This is a genomic window from Aeromonas sp. R4-3 (assembly GCF_040908275.1).
Classification (GTDB): Bacteria; Pseudomonadota; Gammaproteobacteria; order Enterobacterales; family Aeromonadaceae; genus Aeromonas; species Aeromonas rivipollensis.
This window is the reverse complement of record NZ_JBFODK010000001.1, coordinates 15,113-39,912: the sequence shown is the minus strand read 5'-3', so window position 1 is coordinate 39,912 and position 24,800 is coordinate 15,113. Positions and strand designations below refer to the sequence as shown.

19 protein-coding genes and 1 pseudogene are annotated in these 24,800 nt (G+C 63.8%); 6 read left to right on the top strand and 14 right to left on the bottom strand.

Annotated features, from left to right (window positions below):
• Window positions 1–59: 59 nt before the first annotated feature.
• The gene (locus tag AB5Y91_RS00165) at window positions 60–1,079 is read right to left on the bottom strand and encodes an adenosine deaminase (protein WP_368168804.1); all 1,020 of its coding nucleotides are present in this window, start codon (window positions 1,077–1,079) and stop codon (window positions 60–62) included.
• Between the two features lie 200 nt (window positions 1,080–1,279).
• On the opposite strand from AB5Y91_RS00165, the gene AB5Y91_RS00160 reads away from it, so the two are divergent.
• From AB5Y91_RS00160 to AB5Y91_RS00145, 4 genes and pseudogenes are all read left to right on the top strand, one after another.
• Window positions 1,280–2,029 carry an HAD-IIA family hydrolase gene (locus tag AB5Y91_RS00160; protein ID WP_106886529.1) on the top strand — a complete coding sequence of 250 codons (750 nt, stop codon included), beginning with the start codon at window positions 1,280–1,282 and terminating at the stop codon, window positions 2,027–2,029.
• A 117-nt stretch (window positions 2,030–2,146) separates the two neighbouring features.
• Window positions 2,147–2,515 carry a cupin domain-containing protein gene (locus AB5Y91_RS00155; protein WP_368168803.1) on the top strand — a complete coding sequence of 123 codons (369 nt, stop codon included), beginning with the start codon at window positions 2,147–2,149 and terminating at the stop codon, window positions 2,513–2,515.
• Between the two features lie 192 nt (window positions 2,516–2,707).
• Window positions 2,708–4,372 carry an asparagine synthase B gene (asnB, locus tag AB5Y91_RS00150; RefSeq protein ID WP_139744623.1) on the top strand — a complete coding sequence of 555 codons (1,665 nt, stop codon included), beginning with the start codon at window positions 2,708–2,710 and terminating at the stop codon, window positions 4,370–4,372.
• A gap of 200 nt (window positions 4,373–4,572) precedes the next feature.
• Window positions 4,573–4,782 (top strand): annotated as a pseudogene (locus tag AB5Y91_RS00145) (thiol-disulfide isomerase); the annotation flags it as partial.
• 78 nt (window positions 4,783–4,860) lie between these two features.
• Here AB5Y91_RS00145 and maiA read toward each other — a convergent pair.
• The 6 genes from maiA to AB5Y91_RS00115 all read right to left on the bottom strand — a co-directional run bounded on the left by maiA (window position 4,861) and on the right by AB5Y91_RS00115 (window position 10,444).
• Entirely contained in the window at window positions 4,861–5,499 is a 639-nt protein-coding gene (gene maiA / locus AB5Y91_RS00140; protein WP_111911478.1) for a maleylacetoacetate isomerase, read from the bottom strand.
• Window positions 5,500–5,571: 72 nt separating this feature from the next.
• Entirely contained in the window at window positions 5,572–6,570 is a 999-nt protein-coding gene (locus AB5Y91_RS00135; protein WP_368168802.1) for a fumarylacetoacetate hydrolase family protein, read from the bottom strand.
• A 10-nt stretch (window positions 6,571–6,580) separates the two neighbouring features.
• Window positions 6,581–7,732, bottom strand: a complete 1,152-nt coding sequence (locus AB5Y91_RS00130; RefSeq protein WP_368168801.1) for a homogentisate 1,2-dioxygenase — start codon at window positions 7,730–7,732, stop codon at window positions 6,581–6,583.
• A gap of 50 nt (window positions 7,733–7,782) precedes the next feature.
• Window positions 7,783–8,913, bottom strand: a complete 1,131-nt coding sequence (gene hppD, locus AB5Y91_RS00125; RefSeq protein ID WP_163137262.1) for a 4-hydroxyphenylpyruvate dioxygenase — start codon at window positions 8,911–8,913, stop codon at window positions 7,783–7,785.
• Between the two features lie 239 nt (window positions 8,914–9,152).
• On the bottom strand, window positions 9,153–9,803 hold the full coding sequence (locus tag AB5Y91_RS00120; RefSeq protein WP_368168800.1) for an HAD family hydrolase: 651 nt from the start codon (window positions 9,801–9,803) through the stop codon (window positions 9,153–9,155).
• Window positions 9,800–10,444, bottom strand: a complete 645-nt coding sequence (locus AB5Y91_RS00115) for a TIGR01621 family pseudouridine synthase (protein WP_106886520.1) — start codon at window positions 10,442–10,444, stop codon at window positions 9,800–9,802. The genes AB5Y91_RS00120 and AB5Y91_RS00115 overlap by 4 nt, the downstream gene beginning before the upstream one ends.
• Window positions 10,445–10,531: 87 nt before the next feature.
• Between AB5Y91_RS00115 and AB5Y91_RS00110 the strand changes: the two genes are divergently transcribed.
• On the top strand, window positions 10,532–12,124 hold the full coding sequence (locus AB5Y91_RS00110) for a GGDEF domain-containing protein (RefSeq protein ID WP_289985834.1): 1,593 nt from the start codon (window positions 10,532–10,534) through the stop codon (window positions 12,122–12,124).
• A 96-nt stretch (window positions 12,125–12,220) separates the two neighbouring features.
• On the opposite strand, the gene AB5Y91_RS00105 is transcribed toward AB5Y91_RS00110, so the two are convergent.
• The 3 genes from AB5Y91_RS00105 to AB5Y91_RS00095 form a co-directional block, all read right to left on the bottom strand.
• Window positions 12,221–13,774, bottom strand: coding sequence for a methyl-accepting chemotaxis protein (locus AB5Y91_RS00105; RefSeq protein WP_368168799.1), 1,554 nt, complete (start codon window positions 13,772–13,774; stop codon window positions 12,221–12,223).
• Window positions 13,775–13,895: 121 nt separating this feature from the next.
• The gene (locus AB5Y91_RS00100; RefSeq protein ID WP_368168798.1) at window positions 13,896–15,554 is read right to left on the bottom strand and encodes a fatty acid--CoA ligase; all 1,659 of its coding nucleotides are present in this window, start codon (window positions 15,552–15,554) and stop codon (window positions 13,896–13,898) included.
• Between the two features lie 60 nt (window positions 15,555–15,614).
• Window positions 15,615–16,199 (bottom strand): RBBP9/YdeN family alpha/beta hydrolase, encoded by a 585-nt coding sequence (locus AB5Y91_RS00095; RefSeq protein WP_368168797.1) that lies wholly within the window; start codon window positions 16,197–16,199, stop codon window positions 15,615–15,617.
• A gap of 314 nt (window positions 16,200–16,513) precedes the next feature.
• Here AB5Y91_RS00095 and AB5Y91_RS00090 point away from each other — a divergent pair, with 314 nt between their 5' ends.
• Window positions 16,514–17,566, top strand: a complete 1,053-nt coding sequence (locus AB5Y91_RS00090) for an AraC family transcriptional regulator (protein WP_106887921.1) — start codon at window positions 16,514–16,516, stop codon at window positions 17,564–17,566.
• Between the two features lie 82 nt (window positions 17,567–17,648).
• Here AB5Y91_RS00090 and AB5Y91_RS00085 read toward each other — a convergent pair whose 3' ends face one another.
• The 4 genes from AB5Y91_RS00085 to AB5Y91_RS00070 form a co-directional block, all read right to left on the bottom strand.
• Window positions 17,649–20,165 carry an RND family transporter gene (locus tag AB5Y91_RS00085; RefSeq protein ID WP_368168796.1) on the bottom strand — a complete coding sequence of 839 codons (2,517 nt, stop codon included), beginning with the start codon at window positions 20,163–20,165 and terminating at the stop codon, window positions 17,649–17,651.
• A gap of 60 nt (window positions 20,166–20,225) precedes the next feature.
• Entirely contained in the window at window positions 20,226–21,302 is a 1,077-nt protein-coding gene (locus tag AB5Y91_RS00080) for a WD40/YVTN/BNR-like repeat-containing protein (RefSeq protein ID WP_368168795.1), read from the bottom strand.
• A gap of 100 nt (window positions 21,303–21,402) precedes the next feature.
• On the bottom strand, window positions 21,403–22,761 hold the full coding sequence (locus AB5Y91_RS00075) for a DUF1329 domain-containing protein (RefSeq protein ID WP_368168794.1): 1,359 nt from the start codon (window positions 22,759–22,761) through the stop codon (window positions 21,403–21,405).
• A 33-nt stretch (window positions 22,762–22,794) separates the two neighbouring features.
• Window positions 22,795–24,720 carry a DUF1302 domain-containing protein gene (locus tag AB5Y91_RS00070; RefSeq protein ID WP_368168793.1) on the bottom strand — a complete coding sequence of 642 codons (1,926 nt, stop codon included), beginning with the start codon at window positions 24,718–24,720 and terminating at the stop codon, window positions 22,795–22,797.
• Window positions 24,721–24,800 lie beyond the last annotated feature (80 nt).

Below are 24,800 nucleotides of genomic sequence, written 5' to 3'. Positions count from 1 at the left end.
GGCATAGTCCAGCGCGCCCGCCCTTATCGGCGGGCGCGCGCTATTTGCACCTCCGGTGCCTAGTAGAGGGCCACCCCGTGGCAGGCACCATAGCCCCTGATCTCCTGGGTCAGCCTCACCTTGTCGGCAAGACTCAGCCAGCTCGCCTCCACCCCATTGAGGGAGAGGCGGCAGAGCTGCTCCCGCGTGGCGCCGAGTCCGTCGGCCAGGGCCCTGAAATTGGCCCCCAGATAGCCGCCGAAATAGGCGGGATCGTCTGAGTTGATGGTGACGCAGAGCCCCTGCTCCAGCAGGGTCAGCACATTGTGATCCGCCATGGTGCCGAACACCTTGAGCCGCACGTTGGAGAGGGGGCAGACGGTGAGCGGCAGCCGGGTGTCGGCCAGGTAGCGCACCAGCTCGGGATCCTCGGCGCAGCGCACCCCGTGATCGATGCGGCGCACCGCCAGCTCCCGAATCGCCTGCCAGATATAGTCGGCCGGCCCCTCCTCCCCCGCGTGGGCCACCACAGGCAGCCCCAGCTCCCTCGCCCGGGCAAAGACCCGGGCAAACTTGGCCGGCGGATTGCCAAGCTCCCCCGAATCGAGGCCGACCCCGTGCAGCCGCGCCAGATAAGGCTCGGCCTCGCGCAGGGTGGCGAAGGCATCCTCTTCGCTCAGGTGGCGCAAAAAGCTCATGATGAGCCGCCAGCTGATGCCAAGCTGCCGCTCCCCCTGTAGCAATGCCCGCTCGATGCCGCCGAGCACAGTGGCAAAGGGCACGCCCCGGGCACTGTGGGTCTGGGGGTCGAAGAAGATCTCCACGTGCACCACCTTGTCGGCGGCGCAGCGTTCAAGATAGGCCCAGGTGAGGTCGAAGAAGTCCTGCTCGGTGACCAGCACGCTGGCCCCCAGGTAGTAGAGATCGAGAAAGGATTGCAGGCAGTCGAACTCATAGGCGGCCCGCAGGCTCTCCACATCGGGCCAGGGCAGGGTCACCCCGTTGCGTCTGCCCAGGGCAAACATCAGCTCGGGCTCGAGGGTGCCCTCGATATGCAGGTGCAGCTCCAGCTTGGGCAAGCCGGCAATAAAGTTCTCCATGATGACGGCTCCATCGTCAGCGCCTGATGGATCAGGCAATTCAGGCACCAGCGGCGCCCTCCCTCTGCCGTCATTGTGCACCCATCTGGCGCACCGGGGGAGACTTGTCATCAAAGCGCCTTATAATGGCGGCACAAAAAAGCCATAAGTGATTGAAGACATTCGAGGTTGGCAACCACCTCCCCCTACAAGGAGTTTCCATGAAGAAAAGCGTCATCTGTGACATCGACGGCGTCATACTGCACAACAACGATCTGGTGCCCGGCGCCGACCGTTTCGTTCACCGCCTGATAGAGCAGGGCAGCAAGCTCCTGTTCCTCACCAACTACCCGGCCCAGACCCAGAAAGACCTGCAAAACCGCTTCCGCTCCGCCGGGATCGAGGTGCCGGAAGAGTGCTTCTATACCTCCGCCATGGGCACCGCCGACTTTCTCAAGCGCCAGGATGGCAAGAAGGCCTATGTGATAGGCGAAGGGGCCCTGACCCACGAGCTCTACAAGGCCGGCTTCACCATCACCGACATAGACCCCGACTTCGTGGTGGTAGGGGAGACTCGCAACTACAACTGGACCATGATGCAGCTGGGGGCCAAGTTCGTGGATCAGGGTGCCCGCTTCATCGCCACCAACCCCGATACCCACGGCCCCATGATGCACCCGGCCTGCGGCGCCCTCTGCGCCCCCATAGAACGGATGACCGGCAAGAAGCCGTTTTACGTGGGCAAGCCGAGCGCCTGGATCATTCGCGCGGCACTCAACCGGATGGAGGCCCACTCCGACGACACCATCATCATCGGCGACAACCTGCGCACCGACATACTGGCGGGCTTCCAGGCCGGCCTCGAGACGGTGCTGGTGCTCTCCGGGGTGAGCAAGGTGGCGGACATAGACCGCATGCCGTTCAGACCGAATCACATCTTCGACTCCGTGGTCGACATCGATATCGTCTGATCCCCCTCATCGGCTCCCCCCTTGGCAAGGCGGCACACATCGTTTAACGTAAGCGCAACATTGTTAAACAAACTAAACGGGAGCAGGACGCTCCCCTCGCCACCCCAAGGACGCACCATGAAGAGCCTGAACGACTGGATCCTGCTGGACCAGCACCCCATCTCCCCCACCCCGCTGATGCCCGCCCCCGAGCGGATCCGGGCCGGCAACCCGAGCCAGACCCTCTGGAACCACTACTCGGACCCCAGCCAGCAGTTTCACGTAGGCTTCTGGGCCTGCGAGCCGGGGCGCTGGGCTGTGCACTACACAGAGCACGAATACTGCCAGTTGCTGGAGGGCGAGGCGCGGATCCACGACGGCCAGGGGGGCCAGTTGCACCTCAAACCAGGGGATCAGTTCGTCATACCGGCGGGCTTCGTCGGCGAGTGGGAGACCCTGGTGGCCTGCCGCAAGCTCTATGTGATCTTCGAACCCGCCGCGACCTGACGCGCACGTCAAGCACCCGCCCTTTATTGACACCATTCTCACCCGCCGACTTGACGTTGGCGGCATGATTTTCTGCGGTTTTCCCGCTTGCAAAAGGGTTTTCCGCTAGGCATTGTGATTGGCGAGGAATGTAAATGGAATTTCGAGCCCAAACGTGGGGGGCTCATATAAAAATCAAGAGGATTACCGCCAATGTGTTCTATTTTCGGCATTCTGGACATCAAGACCGACTCCGCCGCCTTGCGCAAATCGGCCCTGGAGATGTCCAAGCGACTGCGTCACCGCGGGCCTGACTGGTCCGGCGTCTACAGCTCAGACAAGGCCATCCTGGTGCACGAGCGCCTGGCCATCGTCGATCCGGGCAATGGCGCCCAGCCGCTCTACAACCCAGAGCGCACTCACGTATTGGCCGTCAACGGCGAGATCTACAACCACAAGGAACTCGAGAAGAACCTCAAGGTCGACTTCAAGTTCCAGACCCACTCCGACTGCGAGGTGCTGCTCGCCCTCTACAAGGAGAAGGGCCCCGCCTTCCTGGACGATCTCAACGGCATCTTCGCCTTCATTCTCTATGACGCCGAGCAGGATGCCTACCTGATTGGCCGCGACCACATGGGGATCATCCCCCTCTATACCGGCCGCGACGAGCACGGCAACTTCTATGTCGCCTCCGAGATGAAAGCCCTGGTGCCGGTGTGCAAGAGCGTCGAGACCTTCCCGCCCGGACATTACCTCTGGAGCAAGGATGGCGAACTCAAGCAGTGGTACAAACGGGACTGGATGGAGTACGGTGCGGTCGAGCACAACGTCAGCGACAAGGCCGAGCTGAAAGCCGCGCTGGAAGCGGCGGTCAAACGCCAGCTGATGTGTGACGTGCCCTATGGCGTGCTGCTCTCCGGCGGTCTGGACTCCTCCGTCATCTCCGCCATCACCAAGCTCTACGCCGCCCGCCGGGTAGAGGACGATGGCAAGAGCGAGGCCTGGTGGCCCCAGCTGCACTCCTTCGCCGTGGGCCTGGAAGGGTCGCCGGATCTCGCCGCCGCCCGCAAGGTGGCCGATCACCTCGGTACTATCCACCACCAGATCCACTTCACCGTGCAAGAGGGCCTGGATGCCCTGCGGGACGTCATCTATCACCTCGAGACCTATGACGTCACCACCATACGCGCCTCCACGCCTATGTATCTGATGGCCCGCTACATCAAGGCGATGGGCATCAAGATGGTGCTCTCGGGAGAAGGCTCGGACGAGCTGTTCGGCGGTTACCTCTATTTCCACAAGGCGCCGAACGCCCGGGAATTCCACGAAGAGAACGTGCGCAAGTTGGCCTCCCTGCACCTGTATGACTGCCTGCGGGCCAACAAGTCCATGGCCGCCTGGGGCGTGGAGGGTCGCGTGCCCTTCCTCGACAAGGAGTTCATGGATGTGGCGATGCGGCTGCAGCCTGCCGACAAGATGTGCGGCAACGGCAAGATCGAGAAGCACATCCTGCGGGAAGCCTTCGAGGAGCTGCTGCCCCACGAGGTGGCATGGCGTCAGAAGGAGCAGTTCTCCGACGGCGTGGGCTACTCCTGGATTGACAGCCTGAAAGCCATGGTCGAGACCGAAGTGACGGATCAGATGTTCGAGGCGGCCGCATTCCGCTTCCCCATCAACACCCCGCTCACCAAGGAGGCCTATTTTTATCGCGCCATCTTCGACGAGCACTTCCCGCTGGAGTCCGCCGCCCGCACAGTGCCCTACGGCAAGTCGGTCGCCTGCTCCACTCCGACCGCACTCGAGTGGGATGCCAAGTTCAAAGAGATGGCCGACCCCTCAGGTCGCGCCGTGATGGACGTCCACCAGCAGAGTTACTGATAATCCCAGCGGACAGTTTCACTGCGAGATAACCAAGCCCCTTTCGAGGGGCTTGGTTTTTTGGTTCCCCTCCGCTTCCGCTCCGGCTTTTCGCATATCACCCGCCACTCTTGCCACTTGGCGACAGAGTTCGTTCGTGGCGGCTTGGAAGCTACAAAAACGCCACAGGAAAGAGGCTATGAGAGGACAGCTATTGCAGAGGCGAGTGGTACAGCGGGTGTCAGGAGATAAACCGCTTCCTGGATCGGGAGCCCGAGTATATTGGGGCGCCTCACTTCTACGTGCTGGATGCCAGGGGCTGGCTGCTGGAGCCCTTCAATACAGGATTGCTTGAGCAGGGAAAGCGCTACGACGAGGCGACATTCGGCAGCTTTATCGACCATTGTCAGCGCCAGGGGATTCGCATCTGACAAGCGCCGACCAAGATGAGAAGGCCCCGCACTGTCGCCTGACGGTGCGGGGTGTTTGTTGTTTATCACAGGGAAGGATCAGGCTTGCGCATCCGGCTGATTGGCGGGGGCCGCCTTGATAAAGGCCTGCAACTGCTCGCAGTTGGCGACGATGCGCGCGATGGTGGGGTAGTCGTCCAGCGTCATGTTGAAGCGGCGGGCGTTATAGACCTGGGGCACCAGCATGCAGTCCGCCAGGGTCACCTCGTTGCCCACGCAATAGACGCCGGCCGTGGTCATCAGCAACTGCTCTAGGGCGGTGAAGGTCTCGTCAATCCAGTGGCGATACCAGACATCGCGCGCCGTCTTGCTCTGTCCCAGCTCCTGCTCCAGGTAGTTCAACACCCTCAGGTTGTTGAGGGGGTGAGTGTCGCAGGCGATCATGTTGACTATCTGGCGCACCCTGGCCCGCTCCTCGGGAGCGGAGGGCATCAGGGGGTAGGCCGGATAGGTCTCGTCGAGGTACTCCATGATGGCCACCGACTGACCCAGCTGCACATCCCCGTCGATGAGAAAAGGCACCAGCCCCTGGGGATTGACCCGGCGATAGGCCTTCTCTTTCTGTTCACCCTGTCTCAGATTGACCGGATGCTGCTCATAACCAAGTCCCTTGAGTTGCAGCACCAGACGTACGCGAAAGCTGGCCGATGAACGCCAATATCCAAACAACTGCAGCATATTATGTCCCTATGGTGACAGGTGTGTGCCACCTGCCGTGTCGCCTGCCGACCTTGGCCGGCCCAGGCTTTCCTAGCTCGTCTGGCTGGCGCCCCCTTGCGTGACCCGTTGCAAAATGGTGCCAAACAGACTCATCCCATTGCGATCCTGCATCGCGATGGACACTGTATCACCAAAGCGCAGAAAGGGTGTAGTGGCTTGACCTGACTCGATAATTTCCAGCATCCGCCGCTCGGCGAGGCAGGAGGATCCCCGGCTTCTGTCGTAATTGGAGACGGTGCCCGAACCTATGATGCAGCCAGCGCCAAGGGGTCTGGTCCTGGCCGCGTGGGCAATCAGCTCGAAGAAGTTGAAGGTCATGTCGAGCCCCGCATCCGGCTCTCCGAACAGGGCGCCGTTGAGCTGGGTCACCAGGGGCAGATGCACCTTGCCCTGCTGCCAGTCGCCGCCGAGCTCGTCCGGGGTGATGGCCACCGGCGAGAAGGCGCTGGAGGGTTTGGACTGGAAGAAGCCAAAGCCCTTGGCGAGCTCCCCGGGAATGAGGTTGCGCAGGCTCACATCGTTGACCAGCATCAACAGCTTGACGTGCTCCTCTGCCCCCTGCGGGCTGGTGCCCATGGGCACGTCGTCTGTGATGACGGCCACTTCAGATTCAAAGTCGATGCCCCACTCCTCAGACCCCATGCAGATGGGGCCGCGCGGAGCGAGGAAGCTGTCGGAGCCCCCCTGGTACATCAGAGGATCGTGCCAGAAGCTGTCCGGCATCTCGGCGCCGCGGGCCTTGCGCACCAGCTCCACGTGGTTGACGTAGGCGCTGCCGTCGGCCCACTGGTAGGCGCGGGGCAGCGGGGAGAGACAAGCCGTCTCATCGAAGGGGAAGGCGTCGGGGCAGGCACCGTCGTTGAGGGCCTGATAGACGGCGGTCAGTCGGGGAGCGAGCTCGGCCCACTCGTCGAGGGCCGCCTGCAGAGTGGCGGCTATGTCGGCCACGGCCACCGCCCGGGTCAGATCCCGGCTCACCACCACCAGGGCGCCGTCGCGCTTGCCATTGTTCAAGGTTGCCAATTTCATATCGAATTCCTTATTTGCCGGGGGTGCCGTCTGGTCGCTGCCAGCTGGAAACATAGTGGGGATTCTCTATCCCTTCGCAGATCTGGCCCACGCTCAGGGCATCCCGGGTGTCGAGCATCACAGCCACCTCGTCGGTGAAGGTCTTGGCATGGGCCTGCCCCGCCGCAAAGGCCTTGGGATGGGGGCCATGGGTGAAACCGGCGGGGTGGAAGGTGACCATGCCCCGCGCTATGTTGTCCCGGCTGAAGAAGTCCCCGGCGTGGTAGAAGAGCACCTCGTCAAAATCGTCGTTGCTGTGGTAGAAGGGCACCCGCAGGGCGCCGGGGTCGCTCTCTATGGGGCGCGGCACGAAGGTGCAGATGACGAAGCGGCTCGCCACGAAGGTGGAGTGGGCCGAGGGGGGCAGGTGGTAGCGGTGGCTCATCAGGGGGCGGATGTCCCGCCAATTGAGGCGCACCACGCAGAGATCCCCGTGCCAGCCCTGGGCATCCAGGGGGTTGAAGGGCCAGGTGATGACCGAGACCTGATCGTGGCGCTTGACCTGCAGCGACCAGGGGTTCTCGTCCTGCTGGGCCAGGAAGCGCTCGTTGATGGCGGGCACCTCCAGCGCCGCCGGATCGAAGATGGCGTGGTTGCCCACCAACCCCTTGTCCGGCAGCTGATAGCTGTCCTCCGTCGCCTCTATCATCAGGATGAAGAGGGGCGCAGTCGGCTCGATGCGCCACATGGTGCCGCGAGGGATCACCACATAGTCCCCCTCTTTCAGCGTGAGATGGCCGTAGTCGCAATAGAACTCCCCGCTCCCCTCGTGGATGAACAAGAGCTCGTCGCCGTCGGCGTTGCGCACCAGAAACGGCATCCTCTCGTTCAGGCGCCAGATGCGGTAGCGGCAGTGGGGATTGCTGAGCAGATCCGGCATCACCCAGGGGGAGAGGGAGCTCACCTCCTCCTGCAGCCCGTTCAAGTCAAACGCCCGCGGTCGCAGCGGCCCCTCCCAGTGGCTCCAGTCGGTGGGGGCATGCTTGTGGTGCATGTGGGTGGCGGGGCCGAAGAAGCCGGCGCGCCCGAGCTCGCGCTCGTAGATGGCCTGCTCGGGCAAGTCGGCGTGGGCCTGACGGGAGTGGGTCCCCTCCCGGTGGGGAAAACTGATCCAGTTACGCATGGCTGTGTGCCTCGTATGAAATAGATACCGGCCGACGAGCTCGCATCCCGTTACGCATCGCTCGGCTCCCCCTTCTTCTCGCCCTGCTCGGCCCCGCTCAGCACCCCACGGCGGATCTGATCCAGTTCAATGGATTCGAACAGTGCCTGGAAGTTGCCCTCGCCGAAGCCCTCGTTGCCCTTGCGCTGGATGATTTCGAAGAACACCGGGCCTATGACGGTGTCGGTGAAGATCTGCAGCAGAATGCCGTCCTTGGTGGGCGAGCCGTCGATCAGGATGCGCAGCGCCTTGAGCGCCTCCAGATCCTCCTGATGCCCCTCCACCCGGCTGTTCACCTTCTCATAGTAGGTGTCCGGGGTCGGCATAAAGCCGGTGCCGCGACCACGCAGGGTGCGGATGGTCTGGTAGATGTCGCTGGAGGCCAGGGCTATGTGCTGTATCCCCTCCCCCTTGTACTGGCGCAGGTACTCCTCTATCTGGGACTTGTCGTCTGAGGACTCGTTGATGGGGATGCGGATCTTGCCGCAGGGGGCCGTCATGGCGCGGGAATGCAGCCCGGTCAGCTTGCCTTCGATGTCGAAGTAGCGAATTTCCCGGAAGTTGCCGATCCGCTCGTAGAAATTGGACCAGAGGTCCATGTTGCCGCGATGAACGTTGTGGGTCAGGTGATCGATCTCATAGAGCCCCGCATCCACCTCGGCCATGCGCGCCTGCCAGTCGGGATAGAAGACGAAGTCCACGTCGTAGATGGAGCCCTGCTCGCCGTAGCGGTCCACAAAGGAAAGGGTGCTCTCGCCTATGCCGTAGATGGCGGGGATGTTGAGCTCCATGGGCCCTATCTTGCCGACGAAGGGCTTGGCCCCCTTGGCGATGGCGTACTGCTGGGCACGGCCCGCGTCGCTCACCCGAAATGCCATGCCGCAGACGCTGGGCCCGTGCAGGCTGGCGAACTGCTCCGCCTGGGAGTGGGGTTCGGCGTTGACCACGAAGTTGATGTCCCCCTGACGGTAGAGCCAGCACTGCTTGTGCTTGTGCCTGGCCACCTCGGCAAACCCGAGTGACACGAACAGCGCCTTGAGGGCGGCAATGCCCTTGAGATCCGGGGCCGTGTACTCGACGAATTCGAACCCGTCGGTGCCGAGGGGATTGATGCTGTGGGAAGGGGAAGAAGAGGTCGTCATGATGCGCTCCTTGCGATGGACTGATAACGAAACGAGTCACGCCGACAAGGCTCGACAGGCAGCCCGGACGGCATTGTTAATAACTTGTTTCATTAGAGGCAGGGGCGGGGCAGAAGAGAAGAGGCGGGTTTCAGATAGTTTGGCGAGGACCGCCGCCAGAAGATGTAAATAGATTGTGACATTGAAGCCTGAGCCTTGCGGACAGCCCCACGGCGCTCCGCCGGGCTGTCAGCTTTGCCTTACAGGTGCCAGTTTTTCACCTCGAGATGGGGCAGGTGGCCCCTGGCCTGTTGCAACCTGCGGGCGCTCGGGTTGATGAGCCAGGCCTGCTGCCCCAGCGCCAGTAGCGGCAAGTCGTGCAGGCTGTCACTCAAGGCCAGCGTCACCCTGAGGGCGCGGATCTCGGGCAGGATCTTGTGCCGGCCGTGGCAATAAAAACGCGGCACCAGGCCACCGAGGCGATAGCACATTCGCGAGCCTATGATGCGATGGGGAAGCCGCGGCAGCTGTCGATGGAGCTGAGCACGGACCAAAGCCCGGGGGCTGGCGGAGATGACCCAACAGCGCGCCCTTTCGGCCATCAGCAGGGCGCGGGCCTCCCGAAACAGCCCGGGCCGGGTGTGGCAATAGGCCCGCACCAGCTGGCGCCAACCCAGCGGCGAGAGCCCCAGGGTGATGGCCCACCAGATAAGCGAAATTCCCTGACGCCGCAGGCGGGGCACCAGATACACCAGGCCACCCAGTGCGATCACCGGCAGCAGCAGGAGCGGCCAGCGGCGCCGGCGCAAGATGAAGCGCAGCAGGCCGGCGTGGCTGTCTCCCGGCGCCAGGGTGTCGTCAAAGTCGGCCAGGATCCAGCCCTGGCCGGGCGCCCCGCGGGTGTTTGTCATTCGCTCAATCCCGCGATGGCGGTGTGCAGTTCGGGCAGGAGGAACAGCGCCCCCTCATCCGGCGGGCAGACGAGATCGAAGGACTCCCCCGCCAGGGTAAACTGCAGGCGCCAGGCGTGCAGGTAGCCGCGATCGGCGGCCGTGCCACCGTAGCGCTCGTCCCCGAGGATGGGGGCGCCAATGCTTTTCAAGGCAACCCGGATCTGGTGGGTCTTGCCGGTCTGGGGCTTGATGCGATAGAGCCGCAGCCCCTCTCGCACCGAGACAGAATCGAACCAGCTGATGGCCGGGTTCTCCTGGGTGCGGGCCAGCATCCAGCTGCCGCCCCGCCCTTTCTCCATGTCCCCCTTGACCCAGCCCTGCTTCTTCTTCGGCTTGCGATCCGAGAGGGCCAGATACTGCTTGCTCACCTCCCGGGCGGCAAAGGCCATGCTGAGTGCCCGGTTCGCCTCCGGGGTGCGGGCCAGCAGCACCAGCCCCGAGGTCATCTTGTCGAGGCGATGAACGGGGTAGAGTGTCAAGCCGGTCTCGGTGCGCAGCCGGTTGACGAGCCCGGGCTCACCGCCCTCGTCATGCATGCCAAGGCCTGGGCCCTTGTTGATCACCATGAAATCTTTGTGCTGCAATTGTATCCGGTACATCTATAACCCTTTAGAATGTGGATTGTTAACAAGTTGAATGCGGGCCTGCTGGCCACCCCATGGATCCTCAGCACAAGAATCACACGGATGAAGAGATACTTGTTTTGGCTGCTATTGCTTGGCGCCAGTTACGCTTCCCCTGTCCTGGCAAGTGACCGTCCCCATGAGCCTCCGGATCGGGTCGTCTTGCAGTTGCGCTGGCTGCATCAACCCCAGTTCGTGGGCTATCACATGGCCAAGGCGAAGGGGTTCTATGCCGATGCCGGACTGGATGTCGAGATAAGACCCGGCGGCAAGGGGATAAGCCCGGTACAGGAAGTGCTGAGCGGGCGCGCCGACTTTGGCGTCGGCAATACAGAGGTGCTCACCAGCTACGTCAATGGCGAACCCCTGCTGGCGCTCGCCTGCGTCTATCAGCACTCCCCCTCTATCTTCCTGGCCCGTCGCGACAGCGGCATTCTCACCGTTGCGGACATGCGTGGCAAACGGATCATGATGTTTCCCGGCCATCAGGATGCCGAACTGCTCGCCACCCTCTACTATCAGGGGCTGCACGAACGCCAGCTCATCCCTGTGCCCACCTCGGTCAACATAGACGATCTGATCACCGGCAAGATCGACATCTTCAACGCCTATCTCAGCAACGAGCCCTTCTATCTGGAGGAGCACGGCATCTCGGTCTCCGTCATCAATCCCCGCAATTACGGCATCGATTTTTACAGCGACATCCTGTTCACCACTCAGAACGAGGAGCGCACCAACCCGGAGCGGGTGGCAAAGTTTCGGGCCGCCAGCCTCAAGGGGTGGCGCTACGCCCTCGCCCACCCGACCGAGGCCATCGACCTGCTGCGCAAGGAGTATGCCGTCAACCGCAGTCAGGCCCACATGGAGTACGAGCTGCAGATGAGCAAGGAGATGATACAGCCGCTCTATGTGGAGATCGGGTATATGAATCCGGATCGCTTCGCCCACATCATGCAGCAACTGGTCGAGATAGGCCTGGTCCCGAGGGCTGTGCCGCTGACCCGTTTTCTCTATCAGGCCCCCTCAGCGCAGTGGATCTTCTGGCGCCCCTGGTTCTTGCTGAGCCTGGGGGTCGGCGCCCTCATCCTGCTGCTCTCCCTCTATCTGCTGGTCAGCAACAAGCGGCTCAATCGGGAGGTGACACTGCGCAAGCTGCGCGAGCAGGAGATACTGCAGCTGGCCCGCATAGATCCCCTCACCGGCCTGCCCAATCGCCTTAGCCTGATGGAGCAGTTGCAGGAGCAAGTGCAGCTCGAGGATCCCGGCTGCCTGCTGTTTTGCGATCTCGATGACTTCAAGCGCATCAATGACAACTTCGGCCACAGCCAGGGGGACGCCATCCTCTGCCAGCTGGCCAACCGGCTCCATGACGCCATCGGTCACCAGTGCTATTTTGCCCGGCTGGCGGGGGATGAATTCATCCTGCTGCTGCCCGGCTACAGCTGCTCCCAGGCGCAGGATGTGACCGAGGTGATCCGGCACGCCATGCGGGCCCCCTTCGTGGTCAATGGCCAGGCCATGCAGGTCGGGATCAGCATAGGGGTCAGCCACTACCAGAGTGGCTGGAGCCCGGAGCAATGGCTCATCCAGGCGGACAGGGCCATGTATTGCGACAAGAGCGGCGGCTTCATTGCGCTGGCGGAGCAGACAAGCTGACTGCGGCCCAAGCGCCACGGCTCCACAGGACGCGCTCATGCAACAAGGCCACCCCGGGTGGCCTTGTTGTCATCTTGTGCCTGCTCGACGCGGGCGTCAGCCGAAGGTCTGCCCCAGGGATTTGAGCTGGCGCGCCTTGGTGAGCAGTATGTCGCTCGAGGCATCCATGTCGTGCATCTTGTTGCTGTTGGTGTGGGAGTGCTGGGAGATGGCGTTGACGTTTCGGCTGATGTCCTCCACCACCGCCTGCTGCTCCTCCGCCGCCGCCGAGATCTGGGTCGACAGATCCACCACCCGCTCTATCTCGGCCAGCACCTGATGCAGGCTCTGTGAGCCCTGCCGGGTCAGGGTCACGCAGGACTGGGTCTGCTCCAGGTTCTGCTGCATCATCCCCTTCCAGCCATTCAGGGTGCGCTGGATCTGCCCTATGCTGCCCTGGATCTGCTCGGTCGCCTTGTGGGTCCGGGTTGAGAGGGTGCGCACCTCGTCCGCCACCACGGCGAAACCGCGTCCCAGCTCTCCCGCCCGGGCTGCCTCTATGGCGGCGTTGAGGGCCAGCAGATTGGTCTGATCCGCAATCCCCTGGATCTCGTTCATCAGGACTCCGATGCGATCCGACTCCTCCGCCAGCGCCACCGCCGCCGTGAAGGCGTGCTCCGCCTGGGTGGCCAGCTCGGTGACCCTGTGCTGGGTATCCTCCAGCTGCTGATTGGTGTGCTGGCAATGTACCTTGGCCTGGGCAATCTGGTTGTCCGTCTCCTGGATGTTGCGGGCTATCTCATGGGCCGTCGCCGCCATCTCCGTGATGGCGGTCGCCACCTGCTGGGTCTGGATGTCCTGCTCGGCGATGTCGGCGCTCGTCTCGCTGGAGGCGGTCTTGAGATGGACCGCCAGATCCTGCAGGGAGAGGGTGGCATCGTCCACCCGCCCGAGCACGGTGCGGATCCTGGCCTGCAGCAGCTTGATGTGGAAATCGGCGATGGCGCTGGGTTCATCCCCCGAGTAGATGAGCCGGGTCAGGCTGTCGTACTCCTCGCCCAGCTGGCTCAGGTAACGGGGGGTGGTGATGAGGGTGTGACGATAGAGGAGGCCGAGCCACAAGAGGGGCAGCAGCATGAACAGGGCCCCCAGGGGCCCCGTCAGATAGGCGCTCGCCGCCAGCATCAGCAGGAGCCCGGCGATGGCCAGCCCATGGCGCACGGGGCGCAGGCTCAGGCCCGCCTTGCGCTCCCCCCGCTCCACCGCCCGCAATCGCCCGTAAGTGCGGGCGGCGACGGCCTTCATCCCGGGCTCGGCCCGGTTGCGCACCGACTGATAGCCGCTTATCCGCCCCTGCTCGAAGATGGGGGTGACATAGGCATCCACCCAGTAGTAACGGCCATCCTTGCAGCGGTTCTTCACCATGCCGCGCCAGGGCTTGCCCTGCTTCAGCTTGCCCCAGAGATCGGCGAAGGCCGCCTTGGGCATGTCGGGATGGCGCACCATGTTGTGGTGCTGGCCTATCATCTCTGCCCTGCTGTATCCCGCCACCCGGCAGAAGTGGTCATTGGCATAAGTAATGACCCCCTGCAGATCCGTGGTGGAAACCAACTGTTCACTGGACGGAAAATCCACCTCTTCATCAACGAGATGAATCTGGGTTCTGTTCATGGCGCACGCCTCTTGTGTGATAACTCAGTTATCGTAGTCAAGCCATGGCAGCCCGGCCAACAAGGCCCCTCAGACAGTGGGGATGACTGAGAGGCCGTCCTCTGGATCTATGACGGCGGCCTCACTTCTCCGCCGCCGGATGGCATTCACGCTCCCGGATCAGCTTCTTGTTCACCTTGCCGACGCTGGTCTTGGGGATCTCCTGCACTATGCGGATCTGGCGCGGAATGGCCCAGCGATTGATGCGACCGCTGTCGACGAACCCCTGCAGGTGAGCCTTGATGGCCTGCGCATCCAGATGTGCCCCCTCCTTGCCGACCACCAGGGCCAAAGGGCGCTCTCCCCACTGCGGGTCCGGCACCCCGATCACGGCCACCGCATGGACGGAAGAGTGAGCGCTGATGAGGCTCTCCAGCGCCAGGGAGCTTATCCACTCGCCCCCTGTCTTGATCACATCCTTGATGCGATCCTTGATCTCGACCGTGCCGTCCGGGGTGATGGAGGCCATGTCCCCCGTGTGCAGCCAGCCCCCCTCCCAGAGCTCGGCCCCCTTGCCCGGCTCTTTCAGGTAGCCCTGGGCCAGCCAGGGAGCACGCACCACTATCTCCCCCATGGTCTGGCCATCGTGGGCCAGCGCCCGGCCCTGCTCATCTATGATGCGCAAGTCCACCAGCCCGATGGGCTTGCCGGTGCGGATCCGCAGCGGCAGTTGCTCGGCCATGGGCAGCGCCAGCTCCTCGGGAGCCAGGTGCACCACACACAGCAGCGGACAGGTCTCCGACATGCCGTAACCGGCGTGCACCAGTATCCCCTGGCGATGGGCCTGAGTCGCCAGCCCAAGCGGCAGCGCACTGCCCCCCAGCAGCATCTTCCAGCCCGCAAGGGAGGTTTTTACCGCCTCCTCGCAGTCGAGGATCATCTGCAATATGGTCGGCACGCAGTGGGAGAAGCTCACCCCCTCGTCGCGATAGAGCCGTACCAGCTTGTCCGGCTCGTAGCGCCCCGGATAGACCTGTTTCACCCCCAGCATGGTCGCCACATAGGGGACGCCCCAGGCATGGACGTGGAACATGGGGGTGATGGGCATGTAGACATCGTCTGAGCAGAGCAGGGACTGGCCCGCATGGGCCGCCAGGGTGCCCAATTCGTTGAGGGTATGCAGCACCAGCTGGCGGTGGCTGAAGTAGACCCCCTTGGGATCCCCAGTGGTGCCCGTGGTGTAGAACAGGGTCGCCACCGAATCCTCGTCAAAATCGGGGAAGTCGAACTGGTCGTCCGACCCGGCCAGCAGCGTCTCGTACTCCCCGAACAGGGGCAGTGTGGTGGAGGGCTGCTCCCCATCGGTCAGCCGGATATAGCCGCGCACCGTGGGCAGCTTCTCCTGGATGCTCGCCATCATGGGCAGGAAGTCGTCATGGACCAGCACCAGATGATCCTCGGCGTGGTGCATGGTGAAGGCGATCTGCTCCGGCGAGAGGCGCACGTTCACCGTGTGCAGCACGGCGCCTATCATGGGCACGGCGAAGAAGCATTCGAGGGAGCGGTGGCTGTCCCAGTCCAGCAGGGCGACCGTGTCCCCCGGCCCTATGCCCGAGGCCGTCAGCAGGTTGGCGAGGCGGTGGATGCGCTGGTTGAGGATGCGATAGTCATAGCGCAGCCGATCTGCGTAGACGATCTCCCGGCCCGGGTGCTGGCGCACCCCGGACAGCAGCAGGCTCTTGATCAGCAAGGGATAGGCATGGGCTCCCTGGGCTGGCGGTATGATCCTTGTCTTCACCATACGGACTCCTTCCGATTCGTGTCTGGGCGCGGGGAAGCCTGTCTCCCCTCGCAATCTGGGTTAGCGGGCGTCAAGACGCCCGAGCAAGGCCTCGGCCTGGGGCCAGGGGCCAAATCCACTCGCCGGGTTGAGGTGTCCCACGGCCCCGGCGTCCACCAGCTCGCTCCCCCAGTCCAGGGCCAGGGCACGTACGGCCGCCGGGCTCGCCAGGGGATCGTTGTGGCTCATCACCACCAGGCTCGGGAACGGCAGCTTCATGCGGGGCAGCGGGTGCCAGCCTCCGGCCTGCATGGCCTCCGGGCTCGGGTAATGGGATGGCCAGCAGGCATCCAGATCCGGCGGCGTCACCAGCAGGGCGCCCCGGATGGGGTGGCGATGGCGGGCAGCGCCTTGCTGCGCCACCCAGTGAGCCAGCATCAGCACCCCAGCGCTGTGGGCCACCAGGATCACCGGGCCCTGGATGCGCGCCAGCGCCTGCACTATGGCCTCGACCCTGGCCTGGCAGCTCAACTTGTCCGAGGTCATAGGCGGCACCGTCACCACCTTCTCAAGCCCCTCGGCGAGCAGGGTCTGCCAGTGATCCGCCACATGGTCACGCAGGCCGGGCACTATCAGTACTGTGGCCTCGGGCTGAAATGCCTTCATCTCTCTCCCCCTGTTCAGGCGCTCCGGCGACGGCCGGATGACATCAAGACCACAGTAAGGTGCCAGGCCCCCGGCTGCTTTACCTTGGATGCCATGGAGTTGTCTTTATGTGACAGCCACCTGGTGCCATGAGCGCCACGGGCGGGAGAGAGTCGGACTCGAAAGGCATGAGACGGGCTGGCACACAGGGTCATCACATGGCACCTGCGACTAATAGATCAGTTAATAAGCACTTTCCAATTTGTAAACGAAATGATAAAAACCAGTTAACAACAAGCAACCAGCAGATGAGCTGTCGCCATGGGAATTGCATCATGACCCTCCTTGCCAGAGCCGCCACCCTCACCAACTATCTCGATGTCGCCCGCCAACTGGGCCTCAATACCCCCAGCCTGTTGTCGCAAGCCGGCCTCAGCGCCTCCATTCTGGATGTGCCCAATCAGCGCATCCCCGTCTCCACCATAGTCAACCTGCTCGAGCTGTCCGCCCGTACCGGAAACTGCCAGAGCCTGGGTCTGCGCATGGCGGAGCATCGCCAGCTGTCGGACTTTGGCGAGGTCAGCCTGCTGCTGAGCTATCAGCCCAACCTGCGCGAGGCCTTGCAGGTCATAGTGCAGTACATTCACCTGTTCAATAATGCCCTGGCCATCTTCATCGAGGAGGCGGGCAAGGCGGTGATCATTCGCGAGGAGATCATCACGGACGCCCCCATGCCCTCGCGCCAGGCCACCGAGCTCGCGGTCGGCGTCATGTATCGCTTCTGTGCGGCCCAGGTCGGGGTCGGCGCCAACTGGCATCCCATCAGCGTCAACTTCACCCATGACGCGCCGGCGGATCTCTCCATCCACAAGCGGCTGTTCGGCTGCAAGCTGGAGTTTGGCAGCGAGTTCAACGGCATCGTCTGCCAGGCCGCCGATCTGGACATTCCAAACCCCCTGGCCAACCAGGCCATGGCCCGTCATGCCCGCCAGTACCTCGACACTCTGCTGGTGGAGACCCAGCAATCCCTGATGACGGACGTGCGCAAGGCCATCTACCTGCTGCTGCCCATGGGGCGCGCCACCATAGAGCAGATAGCCCGCACCCTGGGAATGAACGTGCGCACCCTGCAGCGCCATCTGGAAGAGAGCGGCGCCACCTTCAGCGAGCTGGTCAACGACGTTCGCCGGGATCTGGTGATGCGCTACCTGCAAAACTCCGGCTACTCGCTGGGCCACATCGCCGACATGCTGGGCTACTCCATGCCGAGCTCCTTCACCCGCTGGTTCAGCGCCCAGTTCGGCATGCCGCCGGCCACCTGGCGCTCCCGCCACAAGGGCGTGCCCAAGGTGGCCCAGCCCGCACGCGCCGGCCTCGCCTACGGCTGAGCACCGGCACCATTCGCCAGACGAGAGAAGGGAGGCATGGCGCCTCCCTTCTCTTTTTCCTTTCCCTGTGCCACGGCTATTGCTAGCTGACGTCGGCCCCCACCGGGGTCCGGCAGGGCTTGACCCCCTCTTTGGTATCCCCCTCCTGCCGCTCCCGCGCCTGGGCAGGCACCGCCCCAGTCCCGGAGAGCAGGAAGTAGGAGAGCGCCGGCACCCCTATCAAGGCCCCCAGCATGTTCCACAGGAACATGAAGGTGAGCAGTATGCCCATGTCGGCCTGGAACTTGATGGGGGACCAGACCCAGGCCACCACACCTGCGGCCAGGGTAATGCCCACCAGCCCCACCACCCGGCCGGTGAAGGCCACGGCCTGGCGATAGGCGTCCACCAGTGACATGCCCTGGCGCTGATGGTGCAACTGCACGCTCAGCAGGTAGAGGGCGTAGTCCACCCCTATGCCGACCCCCAGCGCAATCACCGGCAGGGTCGCCACCTTGACGCCTATGCCCATGAATACCATCAGCGCCTCGCACAGCACAGAGGTGAGCATCAGGGGCACCAGCGCCACCACGGTCGCCCGCCAGCTACGGAAGGTGATGAGGCAGAACAGGGTCACCGCCAGATAGACGTAGAGCAGCATGGTGCGGTTGGCCTCGTGCACCACCATGTTGGTGGCGGCCTCTATGCCGGCACTGCCTGCGGCCAGCAGGAGCTGGCGATCCGCCGTGCTGTTCTCCCGGGCAAACCGCTCGGCGATGGCCACCACGCCGCTCAGGGTCTCGGCCTTGTGATCTTTCAAGTAGGCTATCACCGGCATCAGGGAGCAGTCGGTGTTGAAGAGCTCGGGGCTGTTGACCGAGGCCTGCTGGGCGGCATAGTTCAGCACGTTCTGGTTGCGCTGGATGCTGGCGAGCTTGGGGTTGCCCTCATAGGTGCCGGCGGTGATCTGGCGCACCGCGTTGACCAGCGAGGTCGTGGCCTGCACCCCGGGATGCTGCTGCAACTCCCACCCCAGGCGATCGGCCAGGATCAGGGTCTGGTAGTCGAGACACCCCTCGGGCGCCGTCTTGATCATGACCGCAAAGAGATCGCTGGAGAGGGCGTAGTGGCTGGTGATGTAGCCGTTGTCCCTGTTGTAGCGCGAATCCGCGCGAAGCTCGGGGGCGCCGCTGTCCAGATCGCCAATCTTGAGCTGCAGGCTCACCAGGTAGCCGCCTATGCCCATCGCCAGGCCGAGGATCACCACCACTGTGGCCCACTTGCGCTCGGTGCAGCGATCCAGCAGTGCCCAGAGTCTGCCGAAACCCTGATTGGCGGCGGCATGGGTGTCTATCTTGAGCGCTCGCTCGGCCGCCTTGCGGCCCACCCCCACATAGGAGAGGGCCACCGGCATCAGCAGCAGCGAGGTGAAGATGAGCACCGCCACCCCTATGCTGGCGGTGATGGCGAGATCCTGGATGACGGGGATGTCGATCAGCATCAGCACGGCGAAGCCCACCGCATCGGCCAGCAGCGCCGTGACCCCGGCGAGGAAGAGGCGGCGGAAGGTATAGCGCGCCGCTATCTGGCGGTGGGTGCCGCGGGCGATGTCCTGCATGATGCCGTTCATCTTCTGGGCCGCGTGGGAGACCCCGATGGCGAAGATGAGGAAGGGCACCAGCACAGAGTAAGGATCGATGGCGTAGCCGAGCCAGGCGATGATGCCGAGCTGCCAGATCACGGCGACCAGGGAGCAGCCCACCACCAGCAGGGTGCTGCGCACGCAGCGGGTGTAGAGGAAGATGATGGCGAGCGAAGTCGCCACCGCCAGGGCGAAGAAGAGGATCACCTGGATGAGGCCGTCGATGAGATCGCCGACCAGCTTGGCAAAGCCGATCACCCGGATCTTGTACTGGCCCGTCCCCTCCTCCCCCGCCTGATGGGGGGCGCCTGCGAACTCTATCTGGCTGCGCAGCGCCTCGATGCGCTGGGAGAAGTCATGGTAATTGAGGGGCTTGCCGGTGACAGAGGCCTTGTCCAGCAGGGGCACTATCAGCATGGTGGACTTGAAGTCGCTCGCCACCAGGCTGCCGACTATGCCGGCTCTGTTGATATTCTGGCGCAGCTGCTCGATGTCAGAGGCCGATCCCTGATAGGCATCCGGCATCACGGGCCCGCCCTGGAAGCCCTCCTCGGTCACCTCGGTCCAGCGCACCGCCGGGCTCCAGAGGGACTTCATCCAGGCCCTGTCTACCCCTTCGGTCAGGAACAGCTCGTCATTGACCCGCTTGAGGACGCTTAGATAGTCGGGGTCGAAGATGTCCCCCCGGGTATTCTCCACCACCACTCGCACCGAGTTGCCGAGGCCACGCAGGGAGTCCCGGTTCTCCAGGAAGTTTTTGATGTAGGGTTGGCTCTGGGGGATCATCTTCTCGAAGCTGGGCGCCAGCGCCAGACGGGTCGCGCCCATGTAGCCAAGCACCAGGGTCGCCAGCGTCATCGCCAGCATGAAGAGCGCCCTGTGGTTGAACACCAGCCGCTCCAGCAGGTTGCCGGAGTGCCTGTCGAACGCGCTCAGCTCGCGGATCACCGGCATCGAATCTTGCTTCACATGGCCCATGTCTGGATCCTCGTTATCGTTATTGGGCCGTCATCCGGTGACGGCCTGCGTTGACAAACCTTATTTGACACCAAGGGTGCGCACCCCGCGGCTGCCCACCAGCGCCAGGGTGCCATCTGCGGTCAGGGCGGCGCCCGCCACCGGCGATGGCTCGGCCAGGGATGCCAGGGTCAGCGGCTCGTTGCCCCGTTGCAGCAGCATATGACCGGCCTGGGTAAACAGACGGAACTGGCCATCGGCCCCCTCCATAGCGGCGCTGATGCTGATGGGCAGCGGGCTCACGAGCCGGGTCCAGTTTTTGCCTCCGTCCGTGCTGCGATAGACATGGCCCCGCAGGCCATAGACGATCACCTCATCCGGGCGGCCGATAAGGCCGAAGAAGCTGCCGTCATAGGGGCTGGGCAGTGAAACGAAGCGCTGCGTCTGCGGCTCCCATTTGCGCAGCAGGCCCTGCTCGCCCACCAGATAGAGGGCGTCACCGGCCCGGGCTATGGCATTGAGATGGAGCCCATCCGGGTTGTCGGTGCGATCCTGCATGGGCGTCCAGTGCAGGCCACCATCCTGGGTGCCCAGTATCAGGTTGAAGACCCCGACCACGTAGCCCACCTTGTCGTCCTCAAACCAGACGTCGAGCAGGGGTTTGTCGGCCCCCTCCTCCACCAGGCGCCGGCCCTCTTCGGTCAGGGCGGCCCACTGTTCGTTGTCCGGCTCGGCACGGGCCAGGGCCGAGTAATGGCGCAGGACCAGATCCCCTATCTGGCGGCCGTCCAGTTGCTTCTGCCAGCTGGCACCGCCATCCTGGCTGTGCAGCACCACCCCATCCCCCCCCACGGCCCAACCCTGCTCGGGAGTGGGGAAGGTGACGGCGTTCAGATCCGAGCTCACCGGCACCCTGGCCTGCTGCCAGCGCCCTCCCTCGTCGTCCGAGTAGAGGATGTGACCCCGCTGCCCCACCGCCACCAGCCGCGACCCGGCACGGGCCAGATCCAGCAGGGGGCTGCGTTGGGCCAGCGCGCTCGCCTTGGCCGGCAGGTCCAGCACGTCCACATAATCGGTCGCCTGCCCGGCTGTCACCCCTGCGCTTTGCATCAGCAGGGCGCAGCAGATCAATGGCGCCAACGTCTTGAATGAACCCATACCACGTCCTTGTCTCAGAGAGCGGCGGGATGCCAAAAGGCGCCCGACGCCAACATCGAGGAGCCCGGTTCATCAATGACGATCCGGACTCCTGTTACGGCTAGCGGATCCCGGCGCCAGCCAGGGACTCCGGCGACCACTTCGCCTTGGACAGGGAGGCGCCGTACTTGATGCCGCCGTAGGGGCCCACCACACCATTGATGTTGTAGGTGCCCGCCACCAGGTCATAGATCATGAAGGGGGTGGCGTCCGGAGTCTGCTTGTCGTAGCTCTGGCTCAGGAAGGCGAAGGAGCCGCGATAGAGCTGACCACGGGCGTCGTACTGATCGGAGGCCAGCGCCACCCAGCTGTCTTCGTCCAGATAGAAACGGCGCTTGGCGTAGATGTGGCGCTCACCGGCCTTGAGGTTGCCCTCCACCACCCAGACCCTGTGCTTCTCCCAGCGCACGTGATCCGGTGACAGGAAGTTGGGGGTGGTCAGCGCCCTGGCATCGGGCTGATAGGTCAGCCGATAGGTGTTGTAGGGGACTATCATTTCCTGCTTGCCCACCAGCTTCCAGTCGAATCTGTCCAGCGCCCCGTTGAAGACGAAGACATCGTCATAGGTGCCCGCCCCCGAGGTGCCCGGGTTCGGGGTATCGTAGGCCAGGTTCGGTGCCAGCTTGACCCGGCGCTGCCCCGGCAGGTACTGCCAGGCCTTGCGCGGCTGCTCCAGGGGGTTGGCAGCATCGCGCAGCATGATGGCCTCGCCGGCGCGACGGGCCGGGCCCGTGTAATGGAGCTTCATCTGGTAGTAGGTATCCTTGGCCGAGATGGGCTTGGCCATGTCCTCGTAGATGGCGTAGTTGATGAAGGCCTGCCCCGTGGTGGAGAGGGCCGCCGTGCCGGCGGCGTCCACGTTCCAGGAGTCGTACTTGGTGGCGATGTTCACCCCCTGGTAGCGCAGCAGGAAGTTCCACATCGCCTCGGCCCCGCTCTTGGGGATGGGGAAGGGAATGCCCGGCAGCACCTTGTCCACCGCCATGCCCCCCGCCAAGGTGGTGGCGCTGAGCGCGTTCTTCCTGGTGTTGTCCAGCACCGCCTGTGGCAGCGCCACGCTGCGGTGGGTCGGGTAGAGGTCCACCCTGAAGTCCGGGAAGCGCTTGAGCAGCTCCGCCGTGGTGGCGGTCAGCGCCCCCTGGTATTGGGCCGCGTTCTTGCCGGTGATGACCAAAAGCGGCTGCTCACCCGCATAGGGATCCGGGCGCATGCTGTCACCGGCCTTGAAGCCGGCGGGGGGCGTGGTCAGGCCCCCGCTGTAGGCGGGGATGCTGCCATCGGCATTGGCGGCCGCTTCGGCGCCCACCAGGGTCAGACTGGTGCCGAGCTGTGCGGCTTCGCTGCTGGAGACGGCGGCCAGTGCCTGGCCCGCGAGGGCCAGGGTGAGAGAGGCGGCCAGCATGGTCTTGTTGAATGTCATATCTCGTTCTCCGACTCGGTCGCTTGAGGTGACTCAGTAAGTGGTCTTCAGGGTCAGGTAGATGGCGCCTCTGTCTTCCGTGGTGGCACCGCCACCGGAGAAGGAGGCGTAACCACCGGCATAACAGGTGTTGCGCTGGGCCCCATCGAGGGCATTGGGGGTGGCGCCGTCCCCGGCACCGTCATTGCACTCGGCAGACTTGCCAAAGGAGTCCACGTATTTCAGATCGACGAAGTACTGGTTGTAGAGGGTGGCACCGAGCCCCACCGCATAGCTGCCGGTGTCTTTCGCCCCGCCCGCCTGGACCGGGGAGATGCCCGCCAGCCCCCAGTTCACCGAGAGCGGCATGTTCATGTCGACCCCCGGCAGGACCTGATACCAGGTCGGGGTGAAGTTGACCGCCAGCCCCCAGTTGTCCCGGGTGGGCTTGTCGATGCCCTGATAGCTATCTTCTCCCTTGTAGAGCGCCTTGTTGTGGTCATCCAGGCTCAGCAGGTTGCTGTAGTAGAGCTCCCCGAGCAGGGCGGCGCCGTCGAAGAGCGCCGTGTCAGCGAAGGTCATCAGACCGTTGAGGGTCCAGTGCAGGGTATCGCCGGTGGCGCTGTAGCCATCGGAGTCATCGGTGATCACCCCGGTGTCCGGATGACGGGGGCCGAGCACGGGCGCCGGGATCCCGAAGCCGTTGGCCAGTCCCCCGGGACCAGTAGCACTGAGCAGGGCCGGGATGCTGGAGAGGGGCATGTGCTGGCGATAGTTGAGGTCGCTGCCGACGCTCACCCCGGCCACATCCTTGGAGAGGCTGAGGCCAAAGATGTCGATGTCGTCGCCATAGGCCAGGGCGTAGCTGGTGTTGGCGATGGACTGGCGCAGGTTGGGCACGGCCCCGGCCGGCAGGGGCGCCGCCCCGCGAATGGTCATGCCACGGGCATCGAGCACCGCCTGGGGCAGGATGTCGGCGGTACGGCGGTAGAAGGCCCCCAGGGTCGCATCCAGCGCCTCGGGGGACCACTTGGCCATGATGCCCCAGTCGCCGTGCTTGCCCGGCTCCAGGTCATCCCCCCGGCGAATGTTGCTGAGGGTGCCGCTCGGTCCTGCCAGCCCCGGCCCGCCGGTGTGGCCCAGCAGGAAGGACTGGGCACCGAAGCCCACCAGATCGGAGCTGCCGTAATAGGTGCCGGCTTCCGGCAGGCGGGCGGCGTTCCAGTCCAGGAAGTACTGGGCGGCGAAGGTCCACTCCGGGTTCAGGGTGAAGGAGGCGGAGATCTGGTTGCGGGGCACAAACAGCTCTTTCGCTTCCGTCCCCGGGGATGCCGCAAGTTTGGCGAGATCCAGGCCGGACTGGCCATAGCTGAGGGCGTGCACCGGGCTCAGCAGGGTTTCCCCCCAGAAGATGTTGTGCTGGCCTATCTTGACCCCTAGCAGGGATTCGTCGCCCACCTCCATGTTGTGGAACACGAAGGCATCGAGCAGCTCGCCGGAGGGGCCATGGTAGTAGCGATCCGCATAGTCGCTCAGATGACGGTTGCCCGCCACCGGGGGCAGCCCGACGATGCCGGAGCTGGCGCTGTTGCCGTTGATGAAGGGGTTCTCGTCAGCGCCGACGTCGCGGTAGGCATAGTCATACCAGCTGGCGGCGCTGATGCGAAAGCCGGTGTTGCCCTTGTTCACCACATCCAGCTCGGTCAGCAGATCGAAGCGGGTGGTGACGGTGTCGCCGGCATCCTTGAAGTTGTAGTCCCCGTCGTTGTTGTTCGGGGTGGCAAGCATCCGCGCATCGGCACTCTCGGTGCGCATGCCGTAGTTGAACTTGCCGGTGTTGTCGAAGCGAACGGACCAGTCTTCACTCTGGGTGTCGACTTCGACCGCCTGAACGCTGGGCATGAGGACGGCCGCGATGGCCGTCGCCAGCAGGCTGAGGCGCAGGGCACCGCAACCATGACTCGTGTGCTTGTAATCCATTACAGTCTCTCCGAGTGTTGTCGTCGTTTTGTTATTTTTGTTGCCGTTTCCGTTGGCTTTTTTATGGCGCTGGCCGGGGC

Excerpts from the sequence above, each read along its gene's own strand:
- AB5Y91_RS00120 (WP_368168800.1), bottom strand. The coding sequence starts at position 9,803 with ATGACAAACACCCGCGGGGCGCCCGGCCAGGGCTGGATCCTGGCCGAC.
- AB5Y91_RS00110 (WP_289985834.1), top strand. The coding sequence starts at position 10,532 with ATGAAGAGATACTTGTTTTGGCTGCTATTGCTTGGCGCCAGTTACGCT.
- AB5Y91_RS00085 (WP_368168796.1), bottom strand. The coding sequence starts at position 20,165 with ATGGGCCATGTGAAGCAAGATTCGATGCCGGTGATCCGCGAGCTGAGC.
- AB5Y91_RS00090 (WP_106887921.1), top strand. The coding sequence starts at position 16,514 with ATGACCCTCCTTGCCAGAGCCGCCACCCTCACCAACTATCTCGATGTC.
- AB5Y91_RS00080 (WP_368168795.1), bottom strand. The coding sequence starts at position 21,302 with ATGGGTTCATTCAAGACGTTGGCGCCATTGATCTGCTGCGCCCTGCTG.
- hppD (WP_163137262.1), bottom strand. The coding sequence starts at position 8,913 with ATGACGACCTCTTCTTCCCCTTCCCACAGCATCAATCCCCTCGGCACC.
- asnB (WP_139744623.1), top strand. The coding sequence starts at position 2,708 with ATGTGTTCTATTTTCGGCATTCTGGACATCAAGACCGACTCCGCCGCC.
- AB5Y91_RS00100 (WP_368168798.1), bottom strand. The coding sequence starts at position 15,554 with ATGGTGAAGACAAGGATCATACCGCCAGCCCAGGGAGCCCATGCCTAT.
- AB5Y91_RS00105 (WP_368168799.1), bottom strand. The coding sequence starts at position 13,774 with ATGAACAGAACCCAGATTCATCTCGTTGATGAAGAGGTGGATTTTCCG.
- AB5Y91_RS00135 (WP_368168802.1), bottom strand. The coding sequence starts at position 6,570 with ATGAAATTGGCAACCTTGAACAATGGCAAGCGCGACGGCGCCCTGGTG.
- AB5Y91_RS00155 (WP_368168803.1), top strand. The coding sequence starts at position 2,147 with ATGAAGAGCCTGAACGACTGGATCCTGCTGGACCAGCACCCCATCTCC.
- AB5Y91_RS00070 (WP_368168793.1), bottom strand. The coding sequence starts at position 24,720 with ATGGATTACAAGCACACGAGTCATGGTTGCGGTGCCCTGCGCCTCAGC.
- AB5Y91_RS00115 (WP_106886520.1), bottom strand. The coding sequence starts at position 10,444 with ATGTACCGGATACAATTGCAGCACAAAGATTTCATGGTGATCAACAAG.
- AB5Y91_RS00165 (WP_368168804.1), bottom strand. The coding sequence starts at position 1,079 with ATGGAGAACTTTATTGCCGGCTTGCCCAAGCTGGAGCTGCACCTGCAT.
- AB5Y91_RS00160 (WP_106886529.1), top strand. The coding sequence starts at position 1,280 with ATGAAGAAAAGCGTCATCTGTGACATCGACGGCGTCATACTGCACAAC.
- maiA (WP_111911478.1), bottom strand. The coding sequence starts at position 5,499 with ATGCTGCAGTTGTTTGGATATTGGCGTTCATCGGCCAGCTTTCGCGTA.
- AB5Y91_RS00130 (WP_368168801.1), bottom strand. The coding sequence starts at position 7,732 with ATGCGTAACTGGATCAGTTTTCCCCACCGGGAGGGGACCCACTCCCGT.
- AB5Y91_RS00075 (WP_368168794.1), bottom strand. The coding sequence starts at position 22,761 with ATGACATTCAACAAGACCATGCTGGCCGCCTCTCTCACCCTGGCCCTC.
- AB5Y91_RS00095 (WP_368168797.1), bottom strand. The coding sequence starts at position 16,199 with ATGAAGGCATTTCAGCCCGAGGCCACAGTACTGATAGTGCCCGGCCTG.